Raw genomic sequence first — 24,555 nt, 5'->3', positions numbered from 1 at the left:
CGGCGCTGGCCGCCCATTTTTGTTACCAGCGGTAGTTGATCGAAGCGATGATGCTGCGGCCGCTGCCGTAGAAGCAGGCGTACTCGCCGCTGCAGGATGAAACGTATTTCTTGTCCGTCAGGTTCTGTACGTTGAGCTGAAGCGCTGCACCGCGCAGCGCCGACGAAGCCTGGCCGAGGTCATATTTCACCATGGCGTCGTACAGCGTGTAGTGCGGCACATCGTACTGGCCGATGGCGTCGGCCGGCGCATCGCCGATGTAACGCACGCCGCTGCCGACGGTCAGGCCGTTCAGCGCGCCGCTCAGGAAGCTGTAGCTGCCCCAGGCGGACGCCGCGTGGCGCGGGATGCCCGCCGGGCTGTGGCCGATTTCGTCCGCCGAGTTGGAGTCTTTGGTCACTACGTCGGTGTAGGTATAGGCGGCGGTCAGCTTGATCTCCGGCGTCGGCTGAGCGTGCACTTCCGCCTCAATCCCTTTGGATTTCACCTCACCAATCTGCTCGTAGGCGGAGGTGAGGCGGTTATAGGACGCCACATTGCGCTGGGTAATGTCGAACCAGGAGAGGGTCAGCAGGGTGTTGCCGCCCGGGATCTGGTACTTCACGCCCACCTCGGTTTGTTTGCCGGTGGTCGGCTTGAGCGGATCGGCGCCCGGCGCGCTCGGGTACAGGTTAGGATCGAACGAGGTGCTGTAGCTGACATACGGTGAAATGCCGTTGTCGAAGGCGTAAAGCAGGCCCGCGCGGCCGGTAAACTGGGCATCGTTGTAGGTCTGCTCTTTACCGCCGCTGGTGCGATCGCGGGTGTTGACCTGCGACCAGTCCTGACGGCCGGACAGCAGCAGGTTCCAGTTATTCCACTCCAGCTGGTCCTGCAGATACACCCCGACCTGATTCAGCGTCTTCAAATCGCTGGAAGCCAGCGCCAGCGTGCTGCCATCGATGCTGGGGCGAACCGGGTTGGCCCAGTCGATCGGGTAGTCGTTGCCGCGATCGCGGTACATTTTATAATCGCTATGGCTGTAGCGGTAATCCAGCCCGCCCAGCACCGTGTGCTTCACCTCGCCGGTGTCGAACAACCCCTTAAGCTGGTTATCCACGCCAAACTCGTTGGTCATCTGCGTTTCATGCTGCGCCATGCGGGTGACGGTATGGTCGTTGACCTTCGAGTTTACGTTATAAACCAGATATTTATAGTCTTCATCGCGGTGGGTGAAGCGCAGGTTCTGGGTGAACGACAGCGCATCGCTGAAGTTATGCTCGAGGCTGTAGCCGATCGACGCCTGCTCGCGCCGCGACTTGTTGAAGCTGGGTTCGCTGATGTTGAAGTCGTAAGGCACATAGCCCGCGCTGGTCGGGAACAGCGTGCCGGCGCGCGGCAGGAAGTTGCGCGATCCGGCTTTCGGATCGTTCTGGTAGCTGGTCAGCAGCGTAAAACTGGTGTCTTCGTTCGGCAGCCAGGTGAAGGCCGGCGCGATGGCCACCCGTTGCTGCTTGCTGTCTTTGACAAACTCATGTTCGGTTCTGGCGATGCCGTTCAGGCGGTAGAACAGGGTATTGTCGTCGTTGAGCTTGCCGCCGAAATCGAACGCCGTTTCCGCCAGATGGCGGTTGCCGGTGCTGAATTTGACTTCGTGAATGCTCTGGGCGGTAGGGCGTTTACTGGTCATCACCACCACGCCGCCGGGGCTGACCTGGCCGTACAGCACGCCGGCCGGGCCGTGCACCATCTCCACGCGCTCCAGCAACCAGGGATCGATCTGCCCGGCGCCGCCGTTTTGGCTCGAAAGGCCAAAGTGCAGACCGTCGAGCAGCTTGGGCGCATAGCGGAAGCCGCGGCTGATCACTTCGTCATTGCGGTTGGAGTTGCCGCGGTAGGTGGTGATCACCCCGCTGGTGTAGTTCAGCGCGTCGGCAACCGACGCCGGCTCCTGATCGTTCATCTGCTCGCGCGTGACCACCGAGATGGACTGCGGCGTCTTGCGCAGAGGGGTGGCGGTTTTGGTGCCGGCAGCGCTCTCTTTGGCGACGATCCCTTTAACCGGTGCGGTCACGCTGTTTTGCGCGTCGGCGGTCACCAAAATCGTTTCGTCCGCTGCCGCAGACGCGTGTTGCGCCAAGGGCAATAAGGCCAGCGCCGATCCCAGCAACAGACGCTTGGCGGACATCGCCTCCGCACTTCCGTTTGCTATCCCTTTGTTTTTAATCTTCATTATCTCTCCTGAATACCTGCTTTTGTGTGTCATGCCACCCTGATAAACCCCGAAATGCCGGCAAGCGGTCTTCACCCGTCGGCGCGGAGACGTCGTGTTTGCACGACGGTAAAAATCCGACAAATAGTATTGAAAATGATAATGAGTATCAATACGATTGTCAGGTTTTGTAAAAGACATTCTTGTTATGTAAGGGGCGCTATGGAGTTTTTGCCGGAAAAGAGGCCAGACAACGACCGTGAGGGATTGGCGGCGCAATGGCTGCGTGAAGAGACGGCGGGGCAATCCGCGTGGTGGCAGAAGGTTGCCGCTCACGGCACACCCGTGGTCGAACCGCACGATGACAGCCACGTCAAAATGACCTGGCTGTGGCGCGATCCCGCCGGCGATGAACGGCACTCGCCGATATGCCGCGTTTACGCCGATATCAACGGCATTACCGATCACCACAGCACGTCCCCCAGCAGCCTGACCCGGCTCCCCGGCACCGACGTTTGGTACGGCGCGGCCGTTATCGATCGCCGCTGGCGCGGCAGCTACAGCCTGATCCCCATTACCGACCGGGATCTTCCCCCCGTCTTCAGCGGCGACGAAACGTTGCGCGATCGCCAACAGCGTACCTGGTGGGTATCGCTGTTCCCGTTGGCCATCGCCGATCCGCTGAATCGTATATCGCTGGGGCCGTCTCATCGCCCGCGGCCCATCTCTCTGGCGCAAGGGCCGGATGCTGACGATCAAAGCGCCTGGCAGGCCGCCGATCGGCCGCTGGAGGAGGCGCGGCTGCAGCTTTTCCAGTGGCAGAGCGAACGGCTCGGCACGCAGCGGCGCGTCTGGCTGTATGCCAGCGGCGACGCGGGGGTGAAAGCGAATCGCCCGCTGGTGCTGCTGCTCGATGGCCAAAACTGGGTCGAAAGGCACGCGCTGTTGCCGGTGATCGAGCACGAAACCGCAAAAGGGCGGCTGCCGCCTGCGTGCTGGCTGCTGATCGATGCGATCGACGGTGAACACCGGGAAAACGAGCTGCCCTGCAACGCCGCCTTCTGGCAGGCAATCATCGAAGAGCTGCTGCCGCAGGCGCAGAAGCGCGAAGCGTTCAGTGAGGAAGGGGCGCGCACCGTCGTCGCCGGCCAAAGCTACGGCGGGCTGGCGGCGTTATATGCCGGTGTGCACTGGCCGGAACGCTTCGGCCGCGTGCTGAGCCAGTCCGGCTCCTTCTGGTGGCCCACGGTGCAATTCGTTACCCAGTTCGAAAAACGCCACGAACTGGAGGAAGGCTGGCTGATACGCCAGGTTCGGCAACGCGACGCGGCGGCGCCCACGCTCACCGTGATTCAGCAAGCCGGCGATCGGGAGGCGGACATCGAATTCGTCAATCGCCAGATGCATCAGGCGCTGACGGCGGCCGGGCACCGCGTCGATTACCGCGTGTTTTCCGGCGGGCACGATGCGCTCTGCTGGCGCGGCGGTCTGGTGGACGGCGTGCGCCAACTGCTTTCCGGGATGGAATAACCCACACATTTTGACAGACAGGTAAGGCAAATGACTCAGGAACAACAAAACCCGTTCGATGACGAAAATCTCCGTTTCTCCGTATTGGTCAACGAGCAGCAACAGTATTCGCTGTGGCCGCAGTTTGCCGATACGCCGCCGGGATGGCGCGTGTTGATGGGGCCGGCGTCGCGCGGTGAATGCATCGACTACATCGAAACGCACTGGCAGGACATGCGGCCGGCGGCGCTGAAAGCGGCGGATGCGGCGCGTTAATCGCCAGGCAGCCACATCGATACATTCCGTTTGAGGAAAAGGACAGACACCATGTCAGAAACGCTTTCTTTGCCGGATACTCAGGTCGAGTATCGGGAATATCCGCTGGTTGCGGCGCAACCGGGGATCTGGATTGCCGACCAAATCGCGCTGCGCCGCAACAGCTTCGCCGTGGCGCACTACACCGAATTGCACGGCGCTATCGATCGTTCGGCGCTGGAGCGCGCGATTCGCCAGGGGCTGGCGGAAGCGGATACGGTTCAGGCGCGGTTTTTTGAGGCGCAGGACGGCCAGCCAATGCAACGTTTACCGCTTAATGCGGACCCCGCACGCGTACAGGCGCCGGAATGGTTTGATTTCAGCGCGCGCCCAGATGCCGAACAGGCGGCGCTGGCGCTGATGAATGACGATCTGGCGCAGGATCTGCCCGCGGACGGCGAGCGGCCGCTCTATCGGCATGTGATGATCCGTGTCGGTGCCGATCGCTGGTTCTGGTACCAGCGCTTTCATCATCTGATCCTGGACGGCTTCAGTTTCGAGGCCATCACCCGCCGGATCGCCGATATCTATCGCGCGCTGCGCCACGGGCTGTCGCCCGCGGCTTCGCCGTTTACCCCGTTCGGCAAGGTGGTGGAAGAGTTTCAGCAATGGCAAACGTCCGCCGCACGCCAGCGGGCGGCCGAATTCTGGCGCCAGCATCTGCACGAACTGCCGTCGCCGCTGTCATTATCGACGGAAAGCCGGGAGGTTGAACCGGGCGCCCGGCCGCTCAAACAGGTGCTGGTGCTGCCGGAGTCACTGTTTGACGAAGCGCTGCGCGACGACGTGCTGCAGGCGCTGCAACCGGCCGACATCGTCACGGCGGCGCTGGCGATGTATCTGGCGCGCATGAGCGGTGAAACCCGTTTTTCAGTCGGTTTTCCTTTCATGCGCCGGATGGGGTCGCAGGCGCTGGCGGCGGTCGGCCCGGTGGTCAACGTGCTGCCGCTGCTGCTGAACGTGACGCCGGAACTGTCGCTGGCGGACGTCTGCCAGGCCGTCGTGGCGGAGATCAAGCAGGCGCGCCGCCATCAACGCTATGAGGCGGAGCAGATCAAACGCGATCTCGGCCTGGTCGGCGGTCATCAGGAACTCTATGGCCCAGTGGTCAACGTCAAGGTCTACCACAGCGCCTTGTCGTTCGACGGCCAGGCGGCCGTTACCCATACGCTGGCGATGGGGCCGGTTGATGACCTGGAGTTTGAGATCGGTTTTCGAAGCGGCGTGCTGACGCTGTCTTTGGTGGCCAACCCGGCCAAATACTCGCCGCGCAGCTTGCATCATCACGCGGAGCGCATCGGCCATTGGCTGCAGCAGTTGGCGCGACAGCCACACCAGCCGAACGGTCAACTGGCGCTGATCGGCGAAGGGGAGCTAAAGCAACTCGCGGCCTGGGGACGCGGCGCCGATCTGACGCCGCCAACGGGCATGGTGTCAATCATGGACGCGTTCCAGCGCCAGGTTGAGCACCAGCCCGAGGCGTTAGCGGTGGCCTGCGGCGATGTGCGTCTCAGCTACCGGCAGCTCTCCGAACGGGTGATGCAGCTGGGGCGAGTGCTGATCGACAGCGGCATCGGCGCCGAAGACGTGGTGGCCATCGGCATTCCGCGCTCGGTGGACACGCTGGTCGCGCTGTTCGGCGTTCTGGCCAGCGGCGCGGCCTATATGCCGCTCGATCTGGACTATCCGCGTGAACGTTTGGCGCTGATGTGCGACGACGCGCGGCCGGTAATGTTGCTGACCCACCGCGCCACGCTGACCAACATGCCGGACCTGCCACAGGTATTGTGCCTGGACGACGCAGCGTGCCTGGCGCGCTGCGCGGCTGCCGAGGCCACGCCGATAACGGACGACGAGCGGCGCATGCCGCTGAGCGAGGCGCATCTCGCCTACATGATTTACACCTCCGGCTCGACCGGCAAACCCAAGGGCGTCATGTCCACGCATCGCGGGCTGCTGAACCTGTTCCTGTCGCACCAGGCCTCTCTGTTCGGCCCGGCGATCGAAAAATTCCAGGCTCGCCACGCGCGCCGCTTGCGCGCCGGCCATACCGCCTCGTTTTCTTTCGACTCCTCCTGGGAACCGCTGTTCTGCATGATGATGGGCAGCGAACTGGTTATCTTCGACGAGGAGCTGCGCCGCGACCCCTGGGCGCTGCTGGAACAAACCCAACAGACGCCGATCGATCTGCTGGACATCACGCCGTCATTCTTCTCGCAACTAGTGGACTGCGGCCTGCTGAAGGGGCAGTTCCCGCTGCCGGCGTTTGTGATGATCGGCGGTGAGGCGGCGACGCCGACGCTGTGGAACCTGATGCAGCAGCATCCGGAGGTGGAGATCCACAACTATTACGGCCCGTCCGAATATACCGTCGATACCCTGGGCGCGCCGGTCACGGCCGCCGATCAGCCGGTGATCGGTCGCCCCCTCGCCAATACCGCCGTCTGGCTGCTCGACAGCCGCCTGCAGCCGGTGCCGATCGGCGCGGCGGGCGAGCTGTACATTTCCGGCAAAGGCATCGCGCGCGGTTACCTGCGGCGCCCGGATCTGACGGCGGCGCGCTTTGTCGCCAACCCGTTCGCCGAAGGCGAGGTGATGTACCGCAGCGGCGATCTGATGCGCTGGAGCGCTGAGGGTCAGCTGGTATTCATTGGCCGTACCGATCACCAAATCAAGGTGCGCGGCTTCCGCGTCGAGCTGGGTGAGGTGGAAAGCGCCTTGGCCGCCTTGCCGGACGTGGGGCGGGCGGTGGTGATCGCCGAGCCGATCGGCGCCACCTATCGTTTGATCGGTTACTGCTCGGTGCAGGATGACGCGCGTCGCGCTTCGCCAACGTTGCAAAGCGAGCTGCTGGGGCAATTGGCGCAGCGTCTGCCGGATTATATGGTGCCGGCGATCCTGGTGGTGATGCCGGAGCTGCCGCTTAACGTCAACGGCAAGATTGACCGTCAGGCGCTGCCCAAACCGCAGGAAACGCTGGCGCAAAGCATTCGCGAGCCGGCCACCGAACAGGAAAGGCTGATTTGCGGCGCCATGGCGCAGCTGCTGGGGATGGAGCGCGTCGGCGCCGACGACGATTTCTTCGCGCTCGGCGGCGACAGCATCTCGGCGATGGGGTTGGGCACCGCCCTGCGGCGCAAAGGCTATCTGCTGCGGCCGCGCGAGATCTTCGCGCTGCACACCCCCGCACGCATGGCGCAGGCGATGCAGCCGCTGGTCGTAGACTCTCAGGCTGCACGCAGCGTGCAGCAAGGCCCGATCGACGGGCTGCCGATCCTGCACTGGTTTGCCGATACGGGCGATATGCATCGCCGCTTCGCGCACGGCGTTTTCCTGCGCGTACCTGCCGAGCTGCAGCCGCAACAGCTGCGTGATGCGTTGGAACAACTGCGCACGGCACACCCGGCGTTGGGCGCGCGGATCCGCGACGGTCAGTTGGTGGTTGAAACTGCCGCCGCCGGTGAACTGATGCAGGTTAATACCGTGTCCGGTGAGCTGGAATTAGCGGCGGAACAGGCATTTGATGCCGCACTTGACCTTCTCGATCCGGCGGCCGGCACCATGATGCAGGCCATCCTGTTGCAGCGTGACGGGCAGAGCCTGGGGCTGGTGCTGGCGATCCACCACCTGGTGGTCGACGGCGTTTCCTGGCGCATCCTGCTCGACGAACTGCGTCAAGTGGCCGACGGCGCCATGCAGGGGCAGCCGATCACGCTGCCGCCGGAAGAAACCTCGCTCTATGAGTGGTCCGCGCGTTTACGGGCCGACGTCGAACGCCGCGAAGCCGAGCTGCCGTTCTGGCGGCAGATGCTGGCGGACGAGGTGCCGCGTTTGGGGCGGCGCGCGCTGGATCCGCAGACCGATCGCATCGCCTCGGTGAGCGAACGGCGCACGCTGATCGACAGCCGGCTGACCGCCGCGCTGCTCGGCACCTTGCCGCAGGGATACCGCGCGCAGGTTGAAGAGATCATGCTGTGCGCGCTGGCTCAGGCCTGCCGCCGCCGTTTCCAGGCCGCCTCGCTGCGTTTCTCTCTGGAGTCGCACGGCCGCGCCGAACTGGACGACGGCCTCGATCTGGCCCGCACCGTCGGCTGGCTGACGGCGGAGTATCCGCTGTGCATCGAACTGCATGACGCCGAACACAATGAGGCCGTGCGTGCGGTGAAACGGGCGACGCGTGCGGTGGCCGATCGCGGCGTCGGTTACGGCCAGCTGCGTTATCTGCACCCGCAGCGTGACGAACTGGCGGCGCTGGCGCAGCGCAATGCGCCGGAGATCTTGTTCAACTACCTCGGGCGCTTCAGCCAGGACGAGGGGAACTGGGTGCCGCAACGCAGCCAAACCCGCTTCCGCGACGCCTTCGCCGTGGCGCAGGATGCACAGCAGGCGCTGTCGTATGGCCTGGAGGTGAATATCTTTGTCGAAGAGCGGCGCGACGGCGCGTGCCTGGCGATCAACTGGAGCTGGCTGGAGGGGATTTTCAGCGAGAGCGACATTGCGCAGCTGCACAGCGGCATCGAGCAAGCGGTGCGTGCACTGTGCGAATTTGCCGAACGGCATCCCGATCGCGCGGCGGCGACGTTGGTAGCGGCCGAGATCGCCCAGCCGAACGTTGACGATGAGACGGTGCGCGCCTGGGAACGGGCGTATGGGCCGTTAACCGCAGCCCTGCCGCTGTTGCCGTTGCAACACGGCCTGCTGTTCCATGCACAGACGGCGCAGCAGGGCGGCAGCTATAACTCGCTGACGCGCCTGAGTCTCTGCGGAGAATTGGACGCGCATCACCTTCAGCAGGCGCTGGATGCGGTGATCCGCCGCCATCCGCAGCTGGCCGCCCGATTCAACCGCGAAGGCGAACCGCTGCAGCTGATACCGCAGGAAAGCCATTGGCCGCTGGACAGCCACAGGCTGCCGCCGCTGTCCGCCGAACAAGAAGCGCAGGCGCTGAATCAATTGGAGCAGCAGGAACTGCAGCGCGATCTGTTCAACCAGCCGGGCGCAATGTTGCATGCGCTGCGGGTCAAACACGGCGATAGCGAACGCTACACGTTGTTCCTTAACGCGCACCACCTGATCGTCGACGGCTGGTCGACGCCGGTGGTGCTCAACGATCTGATGCTGGCCTTGCGTGAAGGCGAGCAGGCGCTGCCGCCGCTGCGTTCGAACTACGCCGATATCGTGTGCCGCCTGGCCGCGCGCGATGCCGAAGCCTCACGCCGCCTCTGGCGCGAGACGCTGCAGGATGTGCGCCCGACGTTGCTGTTCGGTGAAACGCAGGACGATCGCGTGCATGAGCTGGAAATGACGCTGCCGCCGGCCGAGGAGAAGCGTTTGCTGACCCTGTGCCGCGAACGCGGGTTGACGCTCAATACCGTGATGCAGGGCATTTGGGCGCTGCAGCTGGCCAGCTGTTGCGGCCATCAGGACGTGGTGTTCGGCTCGCCGGTTTCCGGCCGCTTTGGCCAGATAGAAGGGGTTGAGGAGCATGTTGGCCTGTTCAGCAACACGCTGCCGGTGCGGGTTCGTCTGCAGCATGACCGTTCGTTGACGGATCAGTTGACCGAACTGCAGCACCGGCAGATTGAACTGCTGGAGCACGACGATTTGGGGTTGGGGGAGATCCAGCACCTGGCCGGGGCGGGCACGCTGTTCGATACGTTGTTGGTGGTAGAAAACTACCCGGACAACGACGCCCTGCTGGGCGGCGCAGGGGCGCTGCGCTGCGACGCCATCCGCAACAAAGGCTATACCCACTATCCGCTGACGCTGCTGGTGCTGCCGGGCGAACGTCTGCGTCTGCTGATGGAGTACCGCGCCTCGGTGCCGCAGCCTGAGCGCTTCGCCGCGCGGCTGATGGCGCTGCTGCAACAGTGGATCGCCCAGCCGGATCTGCCGCTGCCGCGCTGGCAGTTGCAAACCCCGCAGGAGCAGGCGCTGATCGCGGCGGTCAACCGCACCGGGCAGGCGGTGGCGGACACCACCTTGCATCAGGCGATCGCCGATCAAGCGCGGCGCACGCCGGAACGCATCGCGCTGCAGGATGCCGGGCACAGCCTCAGCTACCGTGACATGCAGCGCCAGGCCGCGCTGTTGGCCGAGCGGCTGACGGCGGCCGGCATTCAGCCAGGCGATATCGTCGCGGTGGCGTTGCCACGCTCCGTGCGCCTCAGCCTGGCGCTGACGGCGATTGTGCAGACCGGCGCCGCCTGGTTGCCGCTGGACACCGGCTACCCGGACGAGCGGCTGGGCTACATGGTGGAGGACGCCAAGCCGCGGCTGATTATCACCGAAAGCGCGTTGGACGCCCGCTTCGCCGCGCTGGCGCCGACGCTGCTGTTCGATGCGCTGGATGACAGCGGGCGCGAACCGGCGCCGCGCCCACCGGCGGGGAACGGCGATTATCCCGCCTATGTGCTGTATACCTCAGGCTCTACCGGGCGGCCGAAAGGCGTGGTGGTGAACCACCGGGCGATCGTCAACCGCCTGTTCTGGATGCAGCACGAGTATGCGCTCGATGCGCAGGACGTGGTATTGCAGAAAACGCCGTGCAGCTTCGACGTTTCCGTCTGGGAATTCTTCTGGCCGCTGATGGTCGGCGCGCGCCTGGTGATGGCGCCGCCGGAGGCGCACCGCGATCCGCAGGCGCTGACGACGTTGATCGACGACTATGGCGTGACCACGCTGCATTTCGTTCCGTCCATGTTGGCTATCTGGGTAGAGGCCTTGAACGAACGGGCGCCACAGCGCGCCGCCGCCAGCCTGAAACGCGTGTTCTGCAGCGGCGAAGCGCTGTCGTGCGAACTGGCTTCCCGCTATCAGGCGTTGGTCACGGCGCCGCTGCATAACCTGTATGGCCCGACGGAGGCGGCGGTCGATGTCACCTATCAACCGGCGTCCGGCGCGGCATTGGCGGCGGTGAACGGCGCCGGCGTGCCGATCGGCAAACCGGTCTGGAACACCCAACTGAGCATTCTCGACGCCATGCTGCGGCCGGTACCCGTCGGCTGCGCCGGCGATCTCTACCTGCGCGGCATTCAGCTGGCCGATGGCTATCTGCATCGGCCGGGGTTGACGGCGCAGCGGTTTGTCGCCGATCCCGCCGGCAACGGGGCGCGCATGTATCGCACCGGCGATATCGCCCGCTGGCTGGAAGACGGCAGCGTCGAGTATTTGGGACGCAGCGACGATCAGCTGAAGATCCGTGGCCAGCGTATCGAGCTGGGCGAAATCGAACAGGCGCTGCTGGCACAGCCGGGAGTAGCGCAAGCGGCGGTGCACGCCATCGAACTGGGCGAGGGCGCGACGGGGCTGGGCGGCGCCGATATGCGGCAGCTGGTCGCCTGGCTGATCGCCCAACCGGGCGTGACGCTGGATACCGCCGTGCTGCATCAGGCGCTGGAGGCACGTTTGCCGGCGCACATGATGCCGGTCAGCTATGTCATGACCGACAGCTTCCCGCTCAGCGCCAGCGGCAAACTGGATCGCAAAGCGTTGCCACGGCCGCAGCTGGCCCTGCAAGCCGGGCGTGCGCCGCAGAGCGACAGCGAGCGCCTACTGGCGGCGCTGTTCGGGGAACTGCTGGGGCGCGAGACGGTGTATGCCGACGACGACTTCTTCGCGCTGGGCGGCCATTCGCTGCTGGCGATGCGTCTGGCGGCAGAGCTGCGCCGGCGCGTCCCGCGGCCGTTGAGCGTCGGGCAGATCATGTTCGCCCGCAGCCTGGAGAAGATGGCGCACCTGCTCGATGACGCGCAGGCCGCCAACTCGGCCGAGAGCCGTGGCGTCGGCGAATGCCTGCAGCTGCGGGCCGGTCAAGGCCCGGCGCTGTTCTGCCTGCATCCGGCTTCCGGTTTCGCCTGGCAGTACTCGGGGCTGAGCCGTTATCTGCCGGGGAACTACCCGATCATCGGCCTGCAGTCGCCAAGACCGGATGGCGCTATCGCCACCTGCGAGGATATCGAGCAGATGGTCGATCGTCATCTCGCCCATCTGCGCCGCCTGCAGCCGCAGGGGCCTTACTACCTGCTCGGCTACTCGCTCGGCGGCACGCTGGCGCACTCGATGGCCGCGCGCCTGCAGCAGCAGGGCGAAGAGGTGGCATTCCTCGGCATGCTGGATACCTATCCGCCGGAAGGTCAGGATTGGACCGGCCCCAGCGAGGAAGACGCGCAGAAAGAGGTGGCGCAGGAACAGGCCGAGTTTATGGCGGAAGATCATGGCGATCCGGCGCTGATGGCGGAGAAGGCGGCGATGTTCGACAGCATCGTCGCCAACTACCGCGATGCGGTGCGCATTCTGTCCCAGGCGCGCAGCCGGCGTTTCCACGGCACGGCGACGCTGTTTGTCGCCGACCAGACGCTGCCGCCGGAGATGGACATCAACGCCGTGTGGGCGCCGTATCTGGATGGGTTGATCTGCCATCATCAGCGCTGCGAACACGCGGACATTCTGTCGCCGGCCTCGCTGGAGACGCTTGGGCCGCTGTTGCATTCGCTGCTGACGCGGCAATACGGCTTGGTATAACGCAACCGGGCCGGGGGGCGTGCGTCCCGGCCCGCACTAAAACATGACATGCAGGACACTATGGCCAGACCTTCTTTTTTTCTTGATTTCAGTTTGCTGAGAAGCAATGCACATTTCCGCGCGATTTTCTGCGCCCGCATGCTGTCGGTGTTTTCCCTCGGCATGTTGGCGGTAGGGGTGCCAATTCAGATCCAGGCGATGACTGGCTCCACCTTGCAGGTGGGCGTGGCGGTGGCGCTGGACGGGGTGGGCATGTTTATCGGCCTGATGCTGGGCGGGGTGCTTGCCGATCGCTACGATCGCCGCAAGCTGATCCTGTTTGCGCGCGGCACCTGCGGGCTGGGCTTTGTCGCCCTGAGTCTGAACGCCTTCGCCCCGGCACCATCGTTGTGGGCGCTCTACCTGCTGGCGGCCTGGGACGGCTTTTTCGGCGCGCTGGGCATGACGGCGCTGATGGCGGTGATCCCGCTGCTGGTCGGGCGTGAAAACCTGGCGGCGGCGGGGGCCTTGAGCATGGTGACGGTGCGCATCGGCGCGATCCTCGCGCCGGCGCTGGGCGGGATTATCATCGTGTTCGGCGGCGTGGGGCTGGCGTTTGCCGTCGCGGCGGCAGGGACGCTGGGCACCCTGGTCCCGCTGGTGCGCTTGCCGACGCTGTTGCCGCAGCAGCAGGAGCCGGAACATCCGCTGCGCGCGCTCGCCAGCGGCTTCCAGTTTGTCTGGCGCAATAAAGTGGTGGGTTCGGTGGTGCTGCTGGGGATGCTGATGAGCATCGTCGGCGCCGTCAGGGTGTTGTTTCCGGCGCTGGCGCAGGACGCTTACCACGTCGGCGCGTCCTCAATTGGCCTGATGTACTCCGCGGTGCCGCTCGGTGCGATGCTGGGCGCGTTGACCAGCGGCTGGGTGGGGCGTTTCTCTCGACCCGGCGTGCTGATCCTGGTCGCCGCTATCGTCGCGTTCACCGCCATCGCGTCACTGGGGCTGTTCAGCCACCTGGCGCCGGCGCTGCTGGCGCTGGTGTGCTACGGCTACGCCAACGCTATCGCCTCACTTCTGCAGTTCATGCTGATCCAGAGCAACACGCCGGATCATCTGCTGGGGCGGGTGAACAGCCTGGGTACCGCGCAGGACGTGACCGGTGATTCGATCGGCGCGCTGGGGCTCGGGGTGCTGGGCAGGGTATTTACACCGTTGATGAGCGTGCTGTCGTTTGGCGCGTTCGCCGCCTTGTTGGGCGTGCTGGTGGCCTTCAGCGTACGGACGCTGCGCCAGTGCCGGCCGGCGGACACGTTGGTCGAGCACGATGATCCCGCTCCGGCAACCTCAGCGGCGGCGGACAACTAACCCCTCAGGGCACCGGCTGCTCCGGCCGGTGCTGTTCTCCCCAGTTACACATCATGTCGATCACCGGGATCAGCGAACGTCCGCGCTCGGACAGGCTGTACTCCACCTTGGGTGGGATCTGCGGATACTCCTTTCTCACCACCAGGCGGTCTTTTTCCAGCTCTTTCAGCGTCGAACTCAGCGTTTTGTACGAAATGATGCCGATGCAACGCTGCAGTTCGTTGAACCGCAATACCGGCTTATACAGCGCCAGCCAGTAGAGAATAATCATTTTATATTTGCCGTTGATCACCGACAGGGTGTAGCCATATCCGGTGTCTTCGAGGCTGATGCCCGTTGGGCTGCAGCGGGATTCGGCGGTCATTTTATACTTTCTCCGGGGTAAGTATGTGTCGTGAGTGTGCGTATTTTACATTCTTCCAGCATACCCTAAGATGCGTCGAAACACCTGACTGGAGAAATCAGTATGAAAACCTTGGTGGTCGTGGCCCATCCCGATATGGCGAACTCGGTGGTCAACAAACGTTGGCTGGAGGAACTGCGGCGCTATCCGGAGCGGTATACGGTGCATGAATTGCATCAGGCCTATCCGGACTGGCGGATCGACGTCGCGAGGGAACAACAGCTGATTGAAGCGCATGACAACATCGTGCTGCAATTCCCGATTTTCTGGTTCAGCAGCCCGCCGCTGCTGAAAAAATGGCTGGATGACGTGCTCACCTACGGCTGGGCCTACGGTTCCCGCAGCGGCTACAAGATGCAAAACAAGAAGCTGGCGCTGGCGGTGACGGCGGGGGTGCGTGCAGAAGACTATGCGCGCGACGGGCGCTATCGCTACTCGCTGGAGGAAATCTTCCGGCCGTTTGAAGTCACCGCCGGCTACGTGCGGGCCGACTATGCCTCGTTCTTCGCCTTTTACGGCAAGGAGGCCGCGTCGGACGGGACGGTGGAACCGCTGCAATCCCACGAGTTGGATCGCAGCGCGCAAGGCTACCAGGCATTTCTCGCCGCCCTGAATTAAGGGCACGCCCCGGATGCGCCAGAGCGTGCGCATCCGGCTACTCGATGTGAACGCCGAAACCGTCTTGCCCCGGCGCGAGATGCGCTTTCAGCGTCAGCTGCGGGATCAGATAGTCACCGGCGTTCTGCCGCCGAAAGCGGATTGGCTCGGCGTTCCACAGATTATCCAGCCGCTGCCCGAGCTGTTCGCACAGGGCGGCAAAGCGTGCTTCATCGGTTTTGCCGGCGCGGTAGGTGACGAACGGCGGCAGCACCTCGAAGCCTGGGTAGTGCAGCATGCCGTGCTGGATCGGGAACAGGATATCGTCGATCGGCCCGTTGATGCCGCGCGGGGCGTAATGAGACTCCCAGCCGCCGGCGGTGACGATCAGCATCGCCCGTTTGCCCGCCAGCGTCCCCTCGCCGTAACGGTCACCCCAATGGGTGTCGGAATGCTCACCCACGCCGTAGGCAAAACCATAGGCATAGACACGCTCTACCCAGCCTTTGAGGATCGCCGGCATCGAGAACCACCACAGCGGAAACTGCAGCAGCACCGCGTCCGCCCAGCGCAATTTTTGCTGCTCCCGTTCGATATCGGCGCTCTGTCTGCCGTTGGCGAACGCGCGCTGCGAATCCAGCGAAGGATCGAAACGAGCCGTTGCCGGGCCTTCCAGACTGTCGTCAGCGTCGAGCGCCGCTTTCCACTTCATGGCGTACAGGTCGGACACCTGTACCTGATGGCCGGCCTGCGTCAGGCGTTCAACGGCGAAGTTTTTCAGTGAGCCGGTCAGCGACAGCGGCTCCGGGTGGGCGTAAACAATCAGCACATTCATAACAGCTCTCCTTGGTGTGAGAGCTGCAGGTTAGGGTGTTAGTCGGTATATTAGAAATGAATTACCGTTATCCCAGGTATAACTATGAATAATTTAAGGCGGCTGGATCTCAACCTGCTGGTGACGCTCGACGCGCTGCTGGCAGAGCACAACGTCACGCGCGCGGCACAGCGGCTCAATTTCTCCCAGCCGGCGGTCAGCGTGCATCTCGCCAAACTGCGGGCGATCTTTGACGATCCGCTGCTGTTGCCCGGCCCGCGCGGCATGCGTCCGACCGCCAGAGCGGAACAGCTGCGGGAACCGTTACGTCAGGCATTGGCAGCGCTCGAGTTGGCGGTGACGCCGGCGACGCCGTTCGATCCCGCCGTGGCGACCGATACCTGGCGCGTGGCCGCCTTTGACTACGGCGAATCCACCATCGTGCTGCCGGCGCTGAACGGTTTACGCACGGCGGCGCCCGGCACCCGGCTGGCGGTGTTGGAGATCGCCCCGGCGCGCCTCGCCAAACGGGCGGAGCAAGGGGAAATCGACCTGGCGTTTCATACCCGAGAAGGTGCGCCATCCGGCCTGCGGCAGCGCACGCTGTTTAGCGAACGCTATGTGCTGGTGGGCCGGGTCGGCCACCCCAAGCTGCATGCCAGGCTGACGCCGGCGCAATTTTGCCAATTGGAGCAGGTGATGGTCTCGCCGGACGGCGGCGGGTTCTATGGCATGACCGACAGGGCGTTGGCGGACGTGGGGCTGACGCGGCGGGTGGTGCTTTCCGTGCCACATTTTCTGTTCGTTATCTCGGTGCTGACGCAGTCCGATTTGGTGGCGATGCTGCCGGAGCGGCTGGTGCGCAACCAGCCTTTATTACAACGGCTCGAGCCGCCGCTGGCGGTGCCGGGCTTTGAAATGACCATGCTGTGGCACGAACGATCGCACCGGGATCCCGCTCACCGGTGGCTGCGCGAACATATCGTGCGTTCAGTGTGAGCGGGTTGGCGGGTTAAAGGGAGAAGCGTTTTTTGATTCTGTCGATCGGCGTGCCATCGCTGAGCGGCACCTGCGGCAAACGCTCGTAATCGCGAAAGCCCATTTTGTGGTAGTAGGCGAGGCCGCCGACGTTATCCGCCCGAATGGTGGCGTTGATGTGCTTGAAACCGTGCGACTTCGCCGCCGCTAATGTGGCAGGGAACAGCGCACTGCCGACGCCACGCACCTTCGGCGACAGGCGGGAAAAGGTGGCAATATCTGCGGTATCGGGCGGCAGGGCATCATCTGCGCTCAGCGCCTGGAAGCCCACCAACAGCCCATCCACCTCCGCGACCTGGCAGCTCAGCGCATTGCTGCCGCTGATGAACCATTCGCTGAATTCGGCGGGGGTGAGGGGCGTTTCTATCGCCGTCGTGCCGCCGGCGCCGATCACGTCATTCAATAACTGCGTCAGGGCTTCAGCGTCTTGCGAGGTTACCGTTCTGATCTTCATTGCGTTGCTATCTCCTATGATGAATCGGCTGGAACCATCGAAAGAAGATAGACGCAGGCGTCCGATAATGAAATACCGGAACGTGCCGGACAAAAAGACAGTGGGGGGAATTACATGAACAGGAAGCGGTCGGCCAGCGGAACTCCGCGTTCGAGGCGTGGTGGCAACGCGTCGTCGCGATCGTCAGGCTGAGCAGCCTGCGGCGCGGCGTCTTCGGCTTTTTCAATCATCAGCTCGCCGAGCAGGGCCAGAAAACGAGTGAGCTTTTGCATATTCCCTCCGGATCCTTGATTACATTGAGAGTGATACTAATCGCCGCTCAACCGAATGGGAAAAACTTAAAACTCATATCCTAAGAACCGGATCGCATATCGCCTGACCGGGCGACGGTTGCCCATCGCCCGGTGGACGGTTTAGAAGGTGACGTTAACCTTGGCCCACAGTGTGCGGCCCGGTTCATTCACCGCGCTGTTGGCCGAATACCCGAAGGCGCTGTTGCCCGCCAGGTTGAGGTGCTCGCTGTAGGTCTTGTTCAGGATGTTATCCAGACCGGCGCTCAGCTTGACGTTTTTATTCACCTTGTAGGCAGCGTTGGCGGAGAGCACGCCGAAGCCGGCGCTTTCGGCAAAGTCTTTGCCTACCACGTTGCCTTCGTTGATCGCCACGCGGTGTTGGCTGCTGACCAAACGCCACAGCCCGGTGCCGCTCCAGTCGCCGTACTCATAGGTGAGCCCCAGACGCGCCTCCAGCGGTGGGATCTGCGGCAGCGGCCGGCCGTCGCTGGTGTTTTTGCCCCAGGAGTAGGCCAGGCTGGCGTCGGTTTTCCAGTGCTCGCTCAGCTGGTAACCCATGCCCATTTCACCGCCCATGATGTTGGCGTTGACGTTATCGGCCTGGCTGAGGCGCGCATTGTGCGGATCGTATTTGAACAGGATGAAATCATCGACGCGGCCCACATAAGCGGAGACCCAGCCGTTGAAGCGCTTGCCGTTGTACTGCGCGCCGATGTCGAGCTGCGTGGTTTTCTCGCTCTTGACGCTGGAGAACGGATCCTTGCTGCCGTTCGGGCCTAGCTTCGGCGAGAACAACTCCCAATAATCCGGGAAGCGCTCGGTATAACCGACGCCGGCATACAGCATCAGCGGCAGGTCGGCCAGCGTATGCTCAAGACGCATAAAGCCGCTCGGCAGGGTGTCTGAACGCTCCCCATCGCTGCCGCTGCGGAAATTCTCCACCAGGGTGCGATCGAGACGCGCGCCGCCGATCAGTTTATCCTGCTCGCTGGTGGACCAGGTTAGCTCACTGAAGGCACCGTAGCTGTTGAACTGGGCGTCTTTTTCCCAGCTGCCGCGGCTCATGCTGCGGTGAGTGTTGGTTTGGGTGTCTAGGCCGCTTTCAAGCTTCACGTCCTGCCACTGCCAGGTGCCCATCACGCGGCCGCCGACGGTGCGGCGATCGAGCTGCATCGTCATGCCGGAGGACATCATATGCCCGCCGTGGCCGCCCATGCTCATACCGCCATGGCCACCGTGGCCACCCATGCCACCGCTGCCCGGCGAGCGCAGGGTGACGTTGTCCATCACGTGGTTGGCGTAGTTGTAGTAGACCTGCGCTTCCAGCTTATCCAGCACCTCGCCGATATTGGATTTTTCCACCCGCATGCCCAGGCTTTCGCGCTTGAACTGCGAACCGTCCATGCTGCGGCCGGCATAGCGCGCTTCGCCGTTGCCGCGGCCCATGGTCACTTCCAGCAGCGTGTCGTTGTCCGGCGTCCAGCCGAGCGCCAGGTCGCCATTCCACTTGTCCCAGCGTGACGGCACGCGCGTATTCGTTCCGTCCTGATAGTCGTTGGAGCGGGATTTGTTGGCCATCACCCGCAAGTAGCCTTGTTCGGCACCGAGGCTGGCGTCGATATTCTCGTCCCAGCGGCCGTTGGAGCCGGTCAGTACGCTGGCGCTGCCCTTGATGCCCGGCTTGTCGAAGCGCGGGCGTTCACGCTCGAAACGCACCGTGCCCGCCGACGATCCCGGCCCCCACAGCACCGTCTGCGGCCCCTTGGTGATGGTCAACAGATCGAAGCTTTCCGGCGAGATGTAAGAGGTCGGCGCATCCATCCGCGCTGGGCAGGCGCCCAGCATTTCCGAACCGTCGGTGAGGATCTTCAACCGCGAACCGAACATGCCGCGGAACACCGGATCGCCGTTGGTGCCGCCGTTGCGGATCTGTGAAAAGCCGGGGATGGTTTTCAGGTAGTCCGAACCGTCGCTGGCCGGCACCGGCTGGCGTGGGGTTTTCGGCGAGGTGACGATGGTCAACGGAGAGTAGAGCGGCGCGGTGACGGTGATCACGTCGCCATCATTAACCTGTGCGTCGGTAGGGTGCTGATGCGCCTGTGCCGCGTGGCCGGCCAGCAGGAACAGCGGCATGGCGGCGGTGATGGCGCGGGTAACGGCGTTCTTTTTATAAGTCGGTTTAAACATCATCTTTCCTTAAGCTAACTCTTTTCCGTTCTTGGCCGAGGGATTATTCAGGCGTGGGGCGGCCTGGCGAAAATCACCATCGGAAAATACGGGGGTTAATTCCATCAGCGTGGAAATAACCGGATTAATAATGTCGTCTCGGTGATTAATCGTTGGGCGAATTAATTCCGCCGGGTTGAAGCAATCAACGGCAATACAGAGAACGGCAATGGGCTTATTGTTAAATCAGAGGAAAGAGACGGGGGGCGCGCGCGGCTGTAATTCTGTGTGAACGACGTGGGCAAACAGGGGAACGAGATAGTGAATCGGCGGCGGGCGTGAAGCCAGCGACTGAGACCAGAACAGCGGGGCGTGGCTCACGTCCAGCAGCGGCGCGTGCAGCAACAGCACGCAGTAGCCGCAGGCGCTGTCGTCCATCATCATCGCCATGTTGTGGTGGCCGCCGCCGTGCTGCATCAGCGGCTGTGAGGCTTTTTCAGGCTCAGGCGGCGGCGAGTGCATCCCGTGATGCATCGGCATCGGCATGCCGCAATCCGCCATGGCGGTCGTTCCAGCACTTCCGGCGCGTACATGCTCCAGGGATCGCGAGACCACCGGCGCAATGAACAACATCAGAATGGCAAACATCCCTAACCAGGCGGCAGCCCGATGTCGCGATGCAGAGCGCTGAATTAACGACACAATCAACCTAAAAAAAGGGTTAACACAGGGTAGGGAATTGTACTGGTTTATGTCGAAATGTTAAAACCTTTTATTTCTGGTCAACGGTCTGTTGATGAATATATTATCGGATAAGCGCTTTAATTCTGACCAAGGGCTATTTTTTTTTGCGCCAATAACGTGACGGGGACAATATTAATGACGGAAAAACTGGCGAGCACCATTATCCCGCTTTATGACGAACATGCCGCCACCTGGGAGCGTCTCAGACCCACCACGCTGTTTGAACGGCCGTGGCTCGACCGCTTTTTGCGGCTCACCCCGGCCAATGCGCGGCTGCTGGATCTTGGCTGCGGCAATGGCGTGCCGATTGCCGCCTATTTTATCGAACAGGGGCATAGGGTGACCGGCATCGACGGTGCGCAGGCGATGATCGCGCGCTGCCGGCAGCGTTTTCCGCAGCAGGAATGGCGGCAAATGGATATGCGCCAGCTGGATTTAGCGGCGAAGTTCGACGGCCTGCTGGCCTGGGACAGCTTCTTCCATCTTGCGCGCGACGATCAATGCCGCATGTTTCCGCTGTTCAGACGTCATGCCGGGCAGCATGCCGCACTGATGTTCACCAGCGGCCCTGCAGACGGCGTGGCGATTGGCAGCTTTGAAGGCCAGCCGCTGTTTCACGCCAGCCTGGCGCCGGAGGAGTACACGCGCTTGCTGCAGGAGAATGGCTTCCGCGTGGTGGATCATGTGGTGGAAGATCCCGCCTGCGGGGGAAGAACGGTCTGGCTGGCGCAAGCCGTTGAGTGACAATGTCACGAGCAGGTTCATCGGAACCTGCCCGTTAACGTTATTTAGCGCTGACGCGCCAAACGGTGTTACCCACGTCATCCGCAATCAGCAGGGCGCCGGACGTGTCAATCGCTAACCCTACCGGTGCGCCATAGAGTTCTTTCTCGTCGTCGGAGACAAATCCGGTCACCACCGCTTTCAGTTTGCCGACCGGCTTGCCTTGCTCGAACGCCACGTAGCTGACCCGGTAGCCGTTCAGCGGCGAGCGATCCCAGCTGCCGTGTTCGCTGACAAAGGCGCCGCCGCGATACTCGGCCGGCAGTGCGCTTGCGGTATAGAACAGCAGCCCCAGCGGCGCGACGTGGGAGCTCAGGGCGTAGTCCGGCTTGATGGCTTTCGCCACCCGATCCGGCCGCGCTGGCTGCACCCGACGATCGACGTGCTGGCCGAAATAGCTGTAAGGCCAGCCGTAGAAGCCGCCGTCCTGCACCGAGGTCAGATAGTCAGGCACCAGATCGGCGCCGATCTCGTCACGCTCGTTGACGATGGCCCACAGCTTGCCGCTGTGCGGTTCCCACTGCAGCCCGGTCGGATTACGCAGGCCGCTGGCGAAGATGCGGCTGGCACCAGAGGCGGTGTCCACTTCCAGTACCGCGGCGCGCCGGTACTCTACGGCCAGGCCATTCTCGGTGATGTTGCTGTTGGAGCCGACGCCGACATACAGCTTTTTGCCGTCCGGGCTAGCCAGCAGGGCCTTGGTCCAGTGGTGGTTGATGGTGTCCGGCAGATCGGCCAGCTCTTTACCCGGATCGCTGATGCGCGTTTCGCCCGGCTGATAGGCGTACTGCATGATATTGCCGGTGTTGGCCACGTACAGGGTGTTGCCAATCAACTGGACGCCGAACGGGGAATCGAGCCCCTCGAGGAAGATATGCTTTTCCCAGCCGCCGTCGGCAGTTGGGCGCAGCAGGGTGATGCGGTTGCCGCCTTTGCCGCCTTTACCGGATTGGCCTTTCACCAGCCCGGCGATCAGCTGCTTGGTCGTGCTGACCGCTTCGGTGCCCGGGCCGTTGGCTTCCACCACCAACACATCGCCGTTGGGCAGGGTAAGCAGCTGGCGCGGATGCAGCAAACCGTCCGCCACCTTGTCGATTTTCAATCCTTCGGCCACTTTCGGCATCTGGTTCTGTTGCCAACCCACGCCCTTAGGCACCTGCATCGGCGGGATCAGAAAGTTTTGCGCCGGCGGTAATGTCGGATCCGGGCCCATTTGTTGTTCCGGCGAAATGACGGCGCTGTTATCGCAGCCGGCCACCGCCAAAACGGCAGCAAGAGTGAGCGCCAGGGATGATAGCTTCATGAAAACCTCCTTATTTTGCACGGGTGGCAAGGGCCAGCAGAACATTAGCCACGCTCAGCAGCGCGACCACGATGGCAGATAGCACCAGGCCTTCCGGCACCACGGCGTACGCATCCCGGCTATGCACGAAAGCGTTGATGATGGCGAAAACGATGGCGATCAGATTCAACCAGAAATGGAGTTTGACCGATGAACCCTGCCGCCGGCCGCTGCCGAACCACACCTGCACCAGGTTAATCAGCCGGGGAATAATGGCAAAAACCAGGCCAATGGCGATCAGCCAGCCGGCACCATTGACCCACTGAATGTTCGCCGTGCAGGCATAGATGATGTCGAAGATCAGCGCCGCGGTGAAAAATCCATAGGGTATCGGGTTGAGCCATTCATAGACGGCCACTGCGGCCGCCGAGGGCCTTGCTGTCGTTTGCGTGGTCATGCAGGTATCTCCATGAAAAATGATAGGTAAAAAGGGCATTGGCCCCTTAAAGCTTTGTTCAGATTTACCGATTTGAACAATTTTGATTCTCATTTTTAGCATGCGATGTTAAAACCTGAACCCTCACTGCGGCATTATCAATGGCTTAGCAACATCGGGAGAAAGGGCATGAGTATAGAGCGCGTTCAGCGATTTCTGGCCGAGCACGCCCCGGAAACGGCGGTGACGGTGCTGACAAAGAATACCGCCACGGTGGCGCTGGCGGCGGAAGCCTTTGGCGTGGAGAGCGGGCAGATCGCCAAGACGCTGTCGTTTCGCGTGAACGATGGCGTGGTGCTGTTGGTGATGGCGGGAACCGCCAGAATCGACAACAAGAAGTACAAACAATTCTTCGGCGTAAAGGCGCGCATGCTGCCGACGGAGGAGGTGGAGGCGCTGACCGGCTATCCGCCCGGCGGCGTTTGCCCCTTTGCCGCACCGGCAGCGGTGAGAATTTACTGCGATCGCAGCCTGTGCAGCTACGGTGAAGTGCTTCCGGCAGGTGGCAGCGATAACTCAGGCGTGAGAATTGCGCCACAGCGGCTGGCCAGCATCACCGGAGCAGAGTGGATTGACGTGACGGGGTAACGTTAAGTGACGTCGTCACAACTGCGTTATGTTAAATCAAATGCATTGCCTCGTGATTAATCTACTGTTTTAACAGGAAAAATCATTAGCTCATCGGGTTATGGCAAACCGCTTCGATATTATGGCCATCCGGGGCGATCACAAATGCCGCATAGTAGTGGGCATGGTAATTGGGCCGTAAACCGGGCGCGCCATTGTCTATGCCGCCGGCATTTAGCGCAGCGTGGTAGAACGCATCGACCTGTTCACGGCTGCCTGCAGCAAATGCCAGGTGCAGGTGTGCCGGCTTTTCATCGGTTTGAAACAGGCACAATGACACGTTACCCCGATCGGGACAAAGTTCGACGCCATAGCCGGGCTCGCCTTCGGCAACGATCTTTACGCCCAGCGGCGCCAGCGCATTGAGGAAAAACGCTTTGCTAAGGGCGAAGTCGCTGACGCCAAATTTCACATGGTCAAACATGGGGAGGCTCCTGGAGCGTGGAAGAATGTTCCCATTCAGTATAGCCAACGCCGTGGTGGGCGCCGAAAGCGATGCAAACGCACGCCAATGCGCATTTAGCATACAAAAAGTGCCCGTTAAGTGACGCGTTTGGGTGAAATCTGCAGTACCGTAGCCGCCACGTTTTATCAGATTTCACGTAGCGCGATCAAAAAAGCAGGGGATTTCTGGCCAATATCGGCAGGTATGCGCCTTAGAAAATCATATCCGGTCATCATTACTGAAGCGGGAAATGGCAGCACGCAGCATCACGTTCGAGGGTTATGAGACGCAGTGGCTGGAACGTTATCAAGATGAAGCGCTGAAACTACGCGAGATATTGGCTGGTGTGTTAACGGCAATTCATCATATCGGTAGTACAGCTGTGCCAAACCAACGATTGATATCTTGCTGGAGATTGAAAGCCTGGCGGCGTTGGATGGTGTGAATGACAAGATGCATGATATGAGATCTACGCCGCGTGGCGAGAATGGCATTACCGGCAGGCGTTGCTGCAGCAAGTGAACAGAGTTG

Annotated in this window: 19 protein-coding genes; 9 read left to right on the top strand and 10 right to left on the bottom strand. The window is 62.4% G+C overall.

Annotated features, from left to right (window positions below):
• Positions 1-22: 22 nt before the first annotated feature.
• Positions 23-2,212: a TonB-dependent siderophore receptor gene (locus ACJ8QI_RS08270; RefSeq protein ID WP_442532343.1), complete on the bottom strand. Its 2,190-nt coding sequence runs from the start codon at positions 2,210-2,212 to the stop codon at positions 23-25.
• A gap of 201 nt (positions 2,213-2,413) precedes the next feature.
• Here ACJ8QI_RS08270 and fes point away from each other — a divergent pair, with 201 nt between their 5' ends.
• The 4 genes from fes to entS are packed head-to-tail and all read left to right on the top strand — an operon-like array spanning position 2,414 to position 13,882.
• Complete coding sequence (fes, locus tag ACJ8QI_RS08265; RefSeq protein WP_442532342.1) at positions 2,414-3,721, top strand: enterochelin esterase; 1,308 nt, start codon at positions 2,414-2,416, stop codon at positions 3,719-3,721.
• Positions 3,722-3,751: 30 nt separating this feature from the next.
• Complete coding sequence (locus ACJ8QI_RS08260; RefSeq protein ID WP_060447157.1) at positions 3,752-3,976, top strand: MbtH family protein; 225 nt, start codon at positions 3,752-3,754, stop codon at positions 3,974-3,976.
• Between the two features lie 51 nt (positions 3,977-4,027).
• Positions 4,028-12,538 carry an amino acid adenylation domain-containing protein gene (locus tag ACJ8QI_RS08255; protein ID WP_442532341.1) on the top strand — a complete coding sequence of 2,837 codons (8,511 nt, stop codon included), beginning with the start codon at positions 4,028-4,030 and terminating at the stop codon, positions 12,536-12,538.
• 60 nt (positions 12,539-12,598) lie between these two features.
• Positions 12,599-13,882 carry an enterobactin transporter EntS gene (gene entS, locus ACJ8QI_RS08250; protein ID WP_197834188.1) on the top strand — a complete coding sequence of 428 codons (1,284 nt, stop codon included), beginning with the start codon at positions 12,599-12,601 and terminating at the stop codon, positions 13,880-13,882.
• A 4-nt stretch (positions 13,883-13,886) separates the two neighbouring features.
• Here the strand turns inward: entS and ACJ8QI_RS08245 are convergent, their stop codons facing one another.
• A complete protein-coding gene (locus tag ACJ8QI_RS08245) occupies positions 13,887-14,246 on the bottom strand; it encodes a winged helix-turn-helix transcriptional regulator (RefSeq protein WP_308381109.1) in 360 nt (119 codons plus the stop codon).
• Positions 14,247-14,348: 102 nt separating this feature from the next.
• Here ACJ8QI_RS08245 and ACJ8QI_RS08240 point away from each other — a divergent pair, with 102 nt between their 5' ends.
• Entirely contained in the window at positions 14,349-14,903 is a 555-nt protein-coding gene (locus ACJ8QI_RS08240) for an NAD(P)H-dependent oxidoreductase (RefSeq protein ID WP_442532340.1), read from the top strand.
• Between the two features lie 37 nt (positions 14,904-14,940).
• On the opposite strand, the gene ACJ8QI_RS08235 is transcribed toward ACJ8QI_RS08240, so the two are convergent.
• Positions 14,941-15,717, bottom strand: coding sequence for an NAD(P)H-dependent oxidoreductase (locus ACJ8QI_RS08235; protein WP_442532339.1), 777 nt, complete (start codon positions 15,715-15,717; stop codon positions 14,941-14,943).
• A gap of 84 nt (positions 15,718-15,801) precedes the next feature.
• Between ACJ8QI_RS08235 and ACJ8QI_RS08230 the strand changes: the two genes are divergently transcribed.
• On the top strand, positions 15,802-16,695 hold the full coding sequence (locus ACJ8QI_RS08230; protein WP_060418861.1) for a LysR family transcriptional regulator: 894 nt from the start codon (positions 15,802-15,804) through the stop codon (positions 16,693-16,695).
• Between the two features lie 13 nt (positions 16,696-16,708).
• Here ACJ8QI_RS08230 and ACJ8QI_RS08225 read toward each other — a convergent pair whose 3' ends face one another.
• The 4 genes from ACJ8QI_RS08225 to ACJ8QI_RS08210 all read right to left on the bottom strand — a co-directional run bounded on the left by ACJ8QI_RS08225 (position 16,709) and on the right by ACJ8QI_RS08210 (position 20,295).
• Positions 16,709-17,188, bottom strand: a complete 480-nt coding sequence (locus tag ACJ8QI_RS08225) for a GNAT family N-acetyltransferase (RefSeq protein ID WP_442532338.1) — start codon at positions 17,186-17,188, stop codon at positions 16,709-16,711.
• 110 nt (positions 17,189-17,298) lie between these two features.
• Complete coding sequence (locus ACJ8QI_RS08220) at positions 17,299-17,460, bottom strand: hypothetical protein (protein WP_162838235.1); 162 nt, start codon at positions 17,458-17,460, stop codon at positions 17,299-17,301.
• Positions 17,461-17,601: 141 nt separating this feature from the next.
• Positions 17,602-19,668: a TonB-dependent copper receptor gene (locus tag ACJ8QI_RS08215; protein ID WP_442532337.1), complete on the bottom strand. Its 2,067-nt coding sequence runs from the start codon at positions 19,666-19,668 to the stop codon at positions 17,602-17,604.
• Between the two features lie 225 nt (positions 19,669-19,893).
• Positions 19,894-20,295 carry a DUF2946 domain-containing protein gene (locus ACJ8QI_RS08210; protein WP_442532336.1) on the bottom strand — a complete coding sequence of 134 codons (402 nt, stop codon included), beginning with the start codon at positions 20,293-20,295 and terminating at the stop codon, positions 19,894-19,896.
• 231 nt (positions 20,296-20,526) lie between these two features.
• Between ACJ8QI_RS08210 and ACJ8QI_RS08205 the strand changes: the two genes are divergently transcribed.
• A complete protein-coding gene (locus ACJ8QI_RS08205) occupies positions 20,527-21,135 on the top strand; it encodes a class I SAM-dependent DNA methyltransferase (RefSeq protein ID WP_442532335.1) in 609 nt (202 codons plus the stop codon).
• 40 nt (positions 21,136-21,175) lie between these two features.
• Here the strand turns inward: ACJ8QI_RS08205 and ACJ8QI_RS08200 are convergent, their stop codons facing one another.
• Both ACJ8QI_RS08200 and ACJ8QI_RS08195 read right to left on the bottom strand, forming a co-directional pair.
• Entirely contained in the window at positions 21,176-22,477 is a 1,302-nt protein-coding gene (locus ACJ8QI_RS08200; protein WP_230489820.1) for a PQQ-dependent sugar dehydrogenase, read from the bottom strand.
• Between the two features lie 10 nt (positions 22,478-22,487).
• Positions 22,488-22,913 (bottom strand): DUF2231 domain-containing protein, encoded by a 426-nt coding sequence (locus ACJ8QI_RS08195; RefSeq protein WP_060433083.1) that lies wholly within the window; start codon positions 22,911-22,913, stop codon positions 22,488-22,490.
• Between the two features lie 168 nt (positions 22,914-23,081).
• On the opposite strand from ACJ8QI_RS08195, the gene ACJ8QI_RS08190 reads away from it, so the two are divergent.
• The gene (locus ACJ8QI_RS08190; RefSeq protein ID WP_336843521.1) at positions 23,082-23,540 is read left to right on the top strand and encodes a YbaK/EbsC family protein; all 459 of its coding nucleotides are present in this window, start codon (positions 23,082-23,084) and stop codon (positions 23,538-23,540) included.
• 85 nt (positions 23,541-23,625) lie between these two features.
• Here the strand turns inward: ACJ8QI_RS08190 and ACJ8QI_RS08185 are convergent, their stop codons facing one another.
• Positions 23,626-24,003, bottom strand: a complete 378-nt coding sequence (locus ACJ8QI_RS08185) for a VOC family protein (protein ID WP_141959227.1) — start codon at positions 24,001-24,003, stop codon at positions 23,626-23,628.
• A 271-nt stretch (positions 24,004-24,274) separates the two neighbouring features.
• Between ACJ8QI_RS08185 and ACJ8QI_RS08180 the strand changes: the two genes are divergently transcribed.
• Positions 24,275-24,469 (top strand): GrpB family protein, encoded by a 195-nt coding sequence (locus ACJ8QI_RS08180; RefSeq protein WP_442532334.1) that lies wholly within the window; start codon positions 24,275-24,277, stop codon positions 24,467-24,469.
• Positions 24,470-24,555 lie beyond the last annotated feature (86 nt).

Source organism: Serratia sp. CY84636 (genome assembly GCF_052166245.1).
Classification (GTDB): Bacteria; Pseudomonadota; Gammaproteobacteria; order Enterobacterales; family Enterobacteriaceae; genus Serratia; species Serratia nevei.
This window is presented reverse-complemented; position numbering and strand designations above follow the sequence as displayed.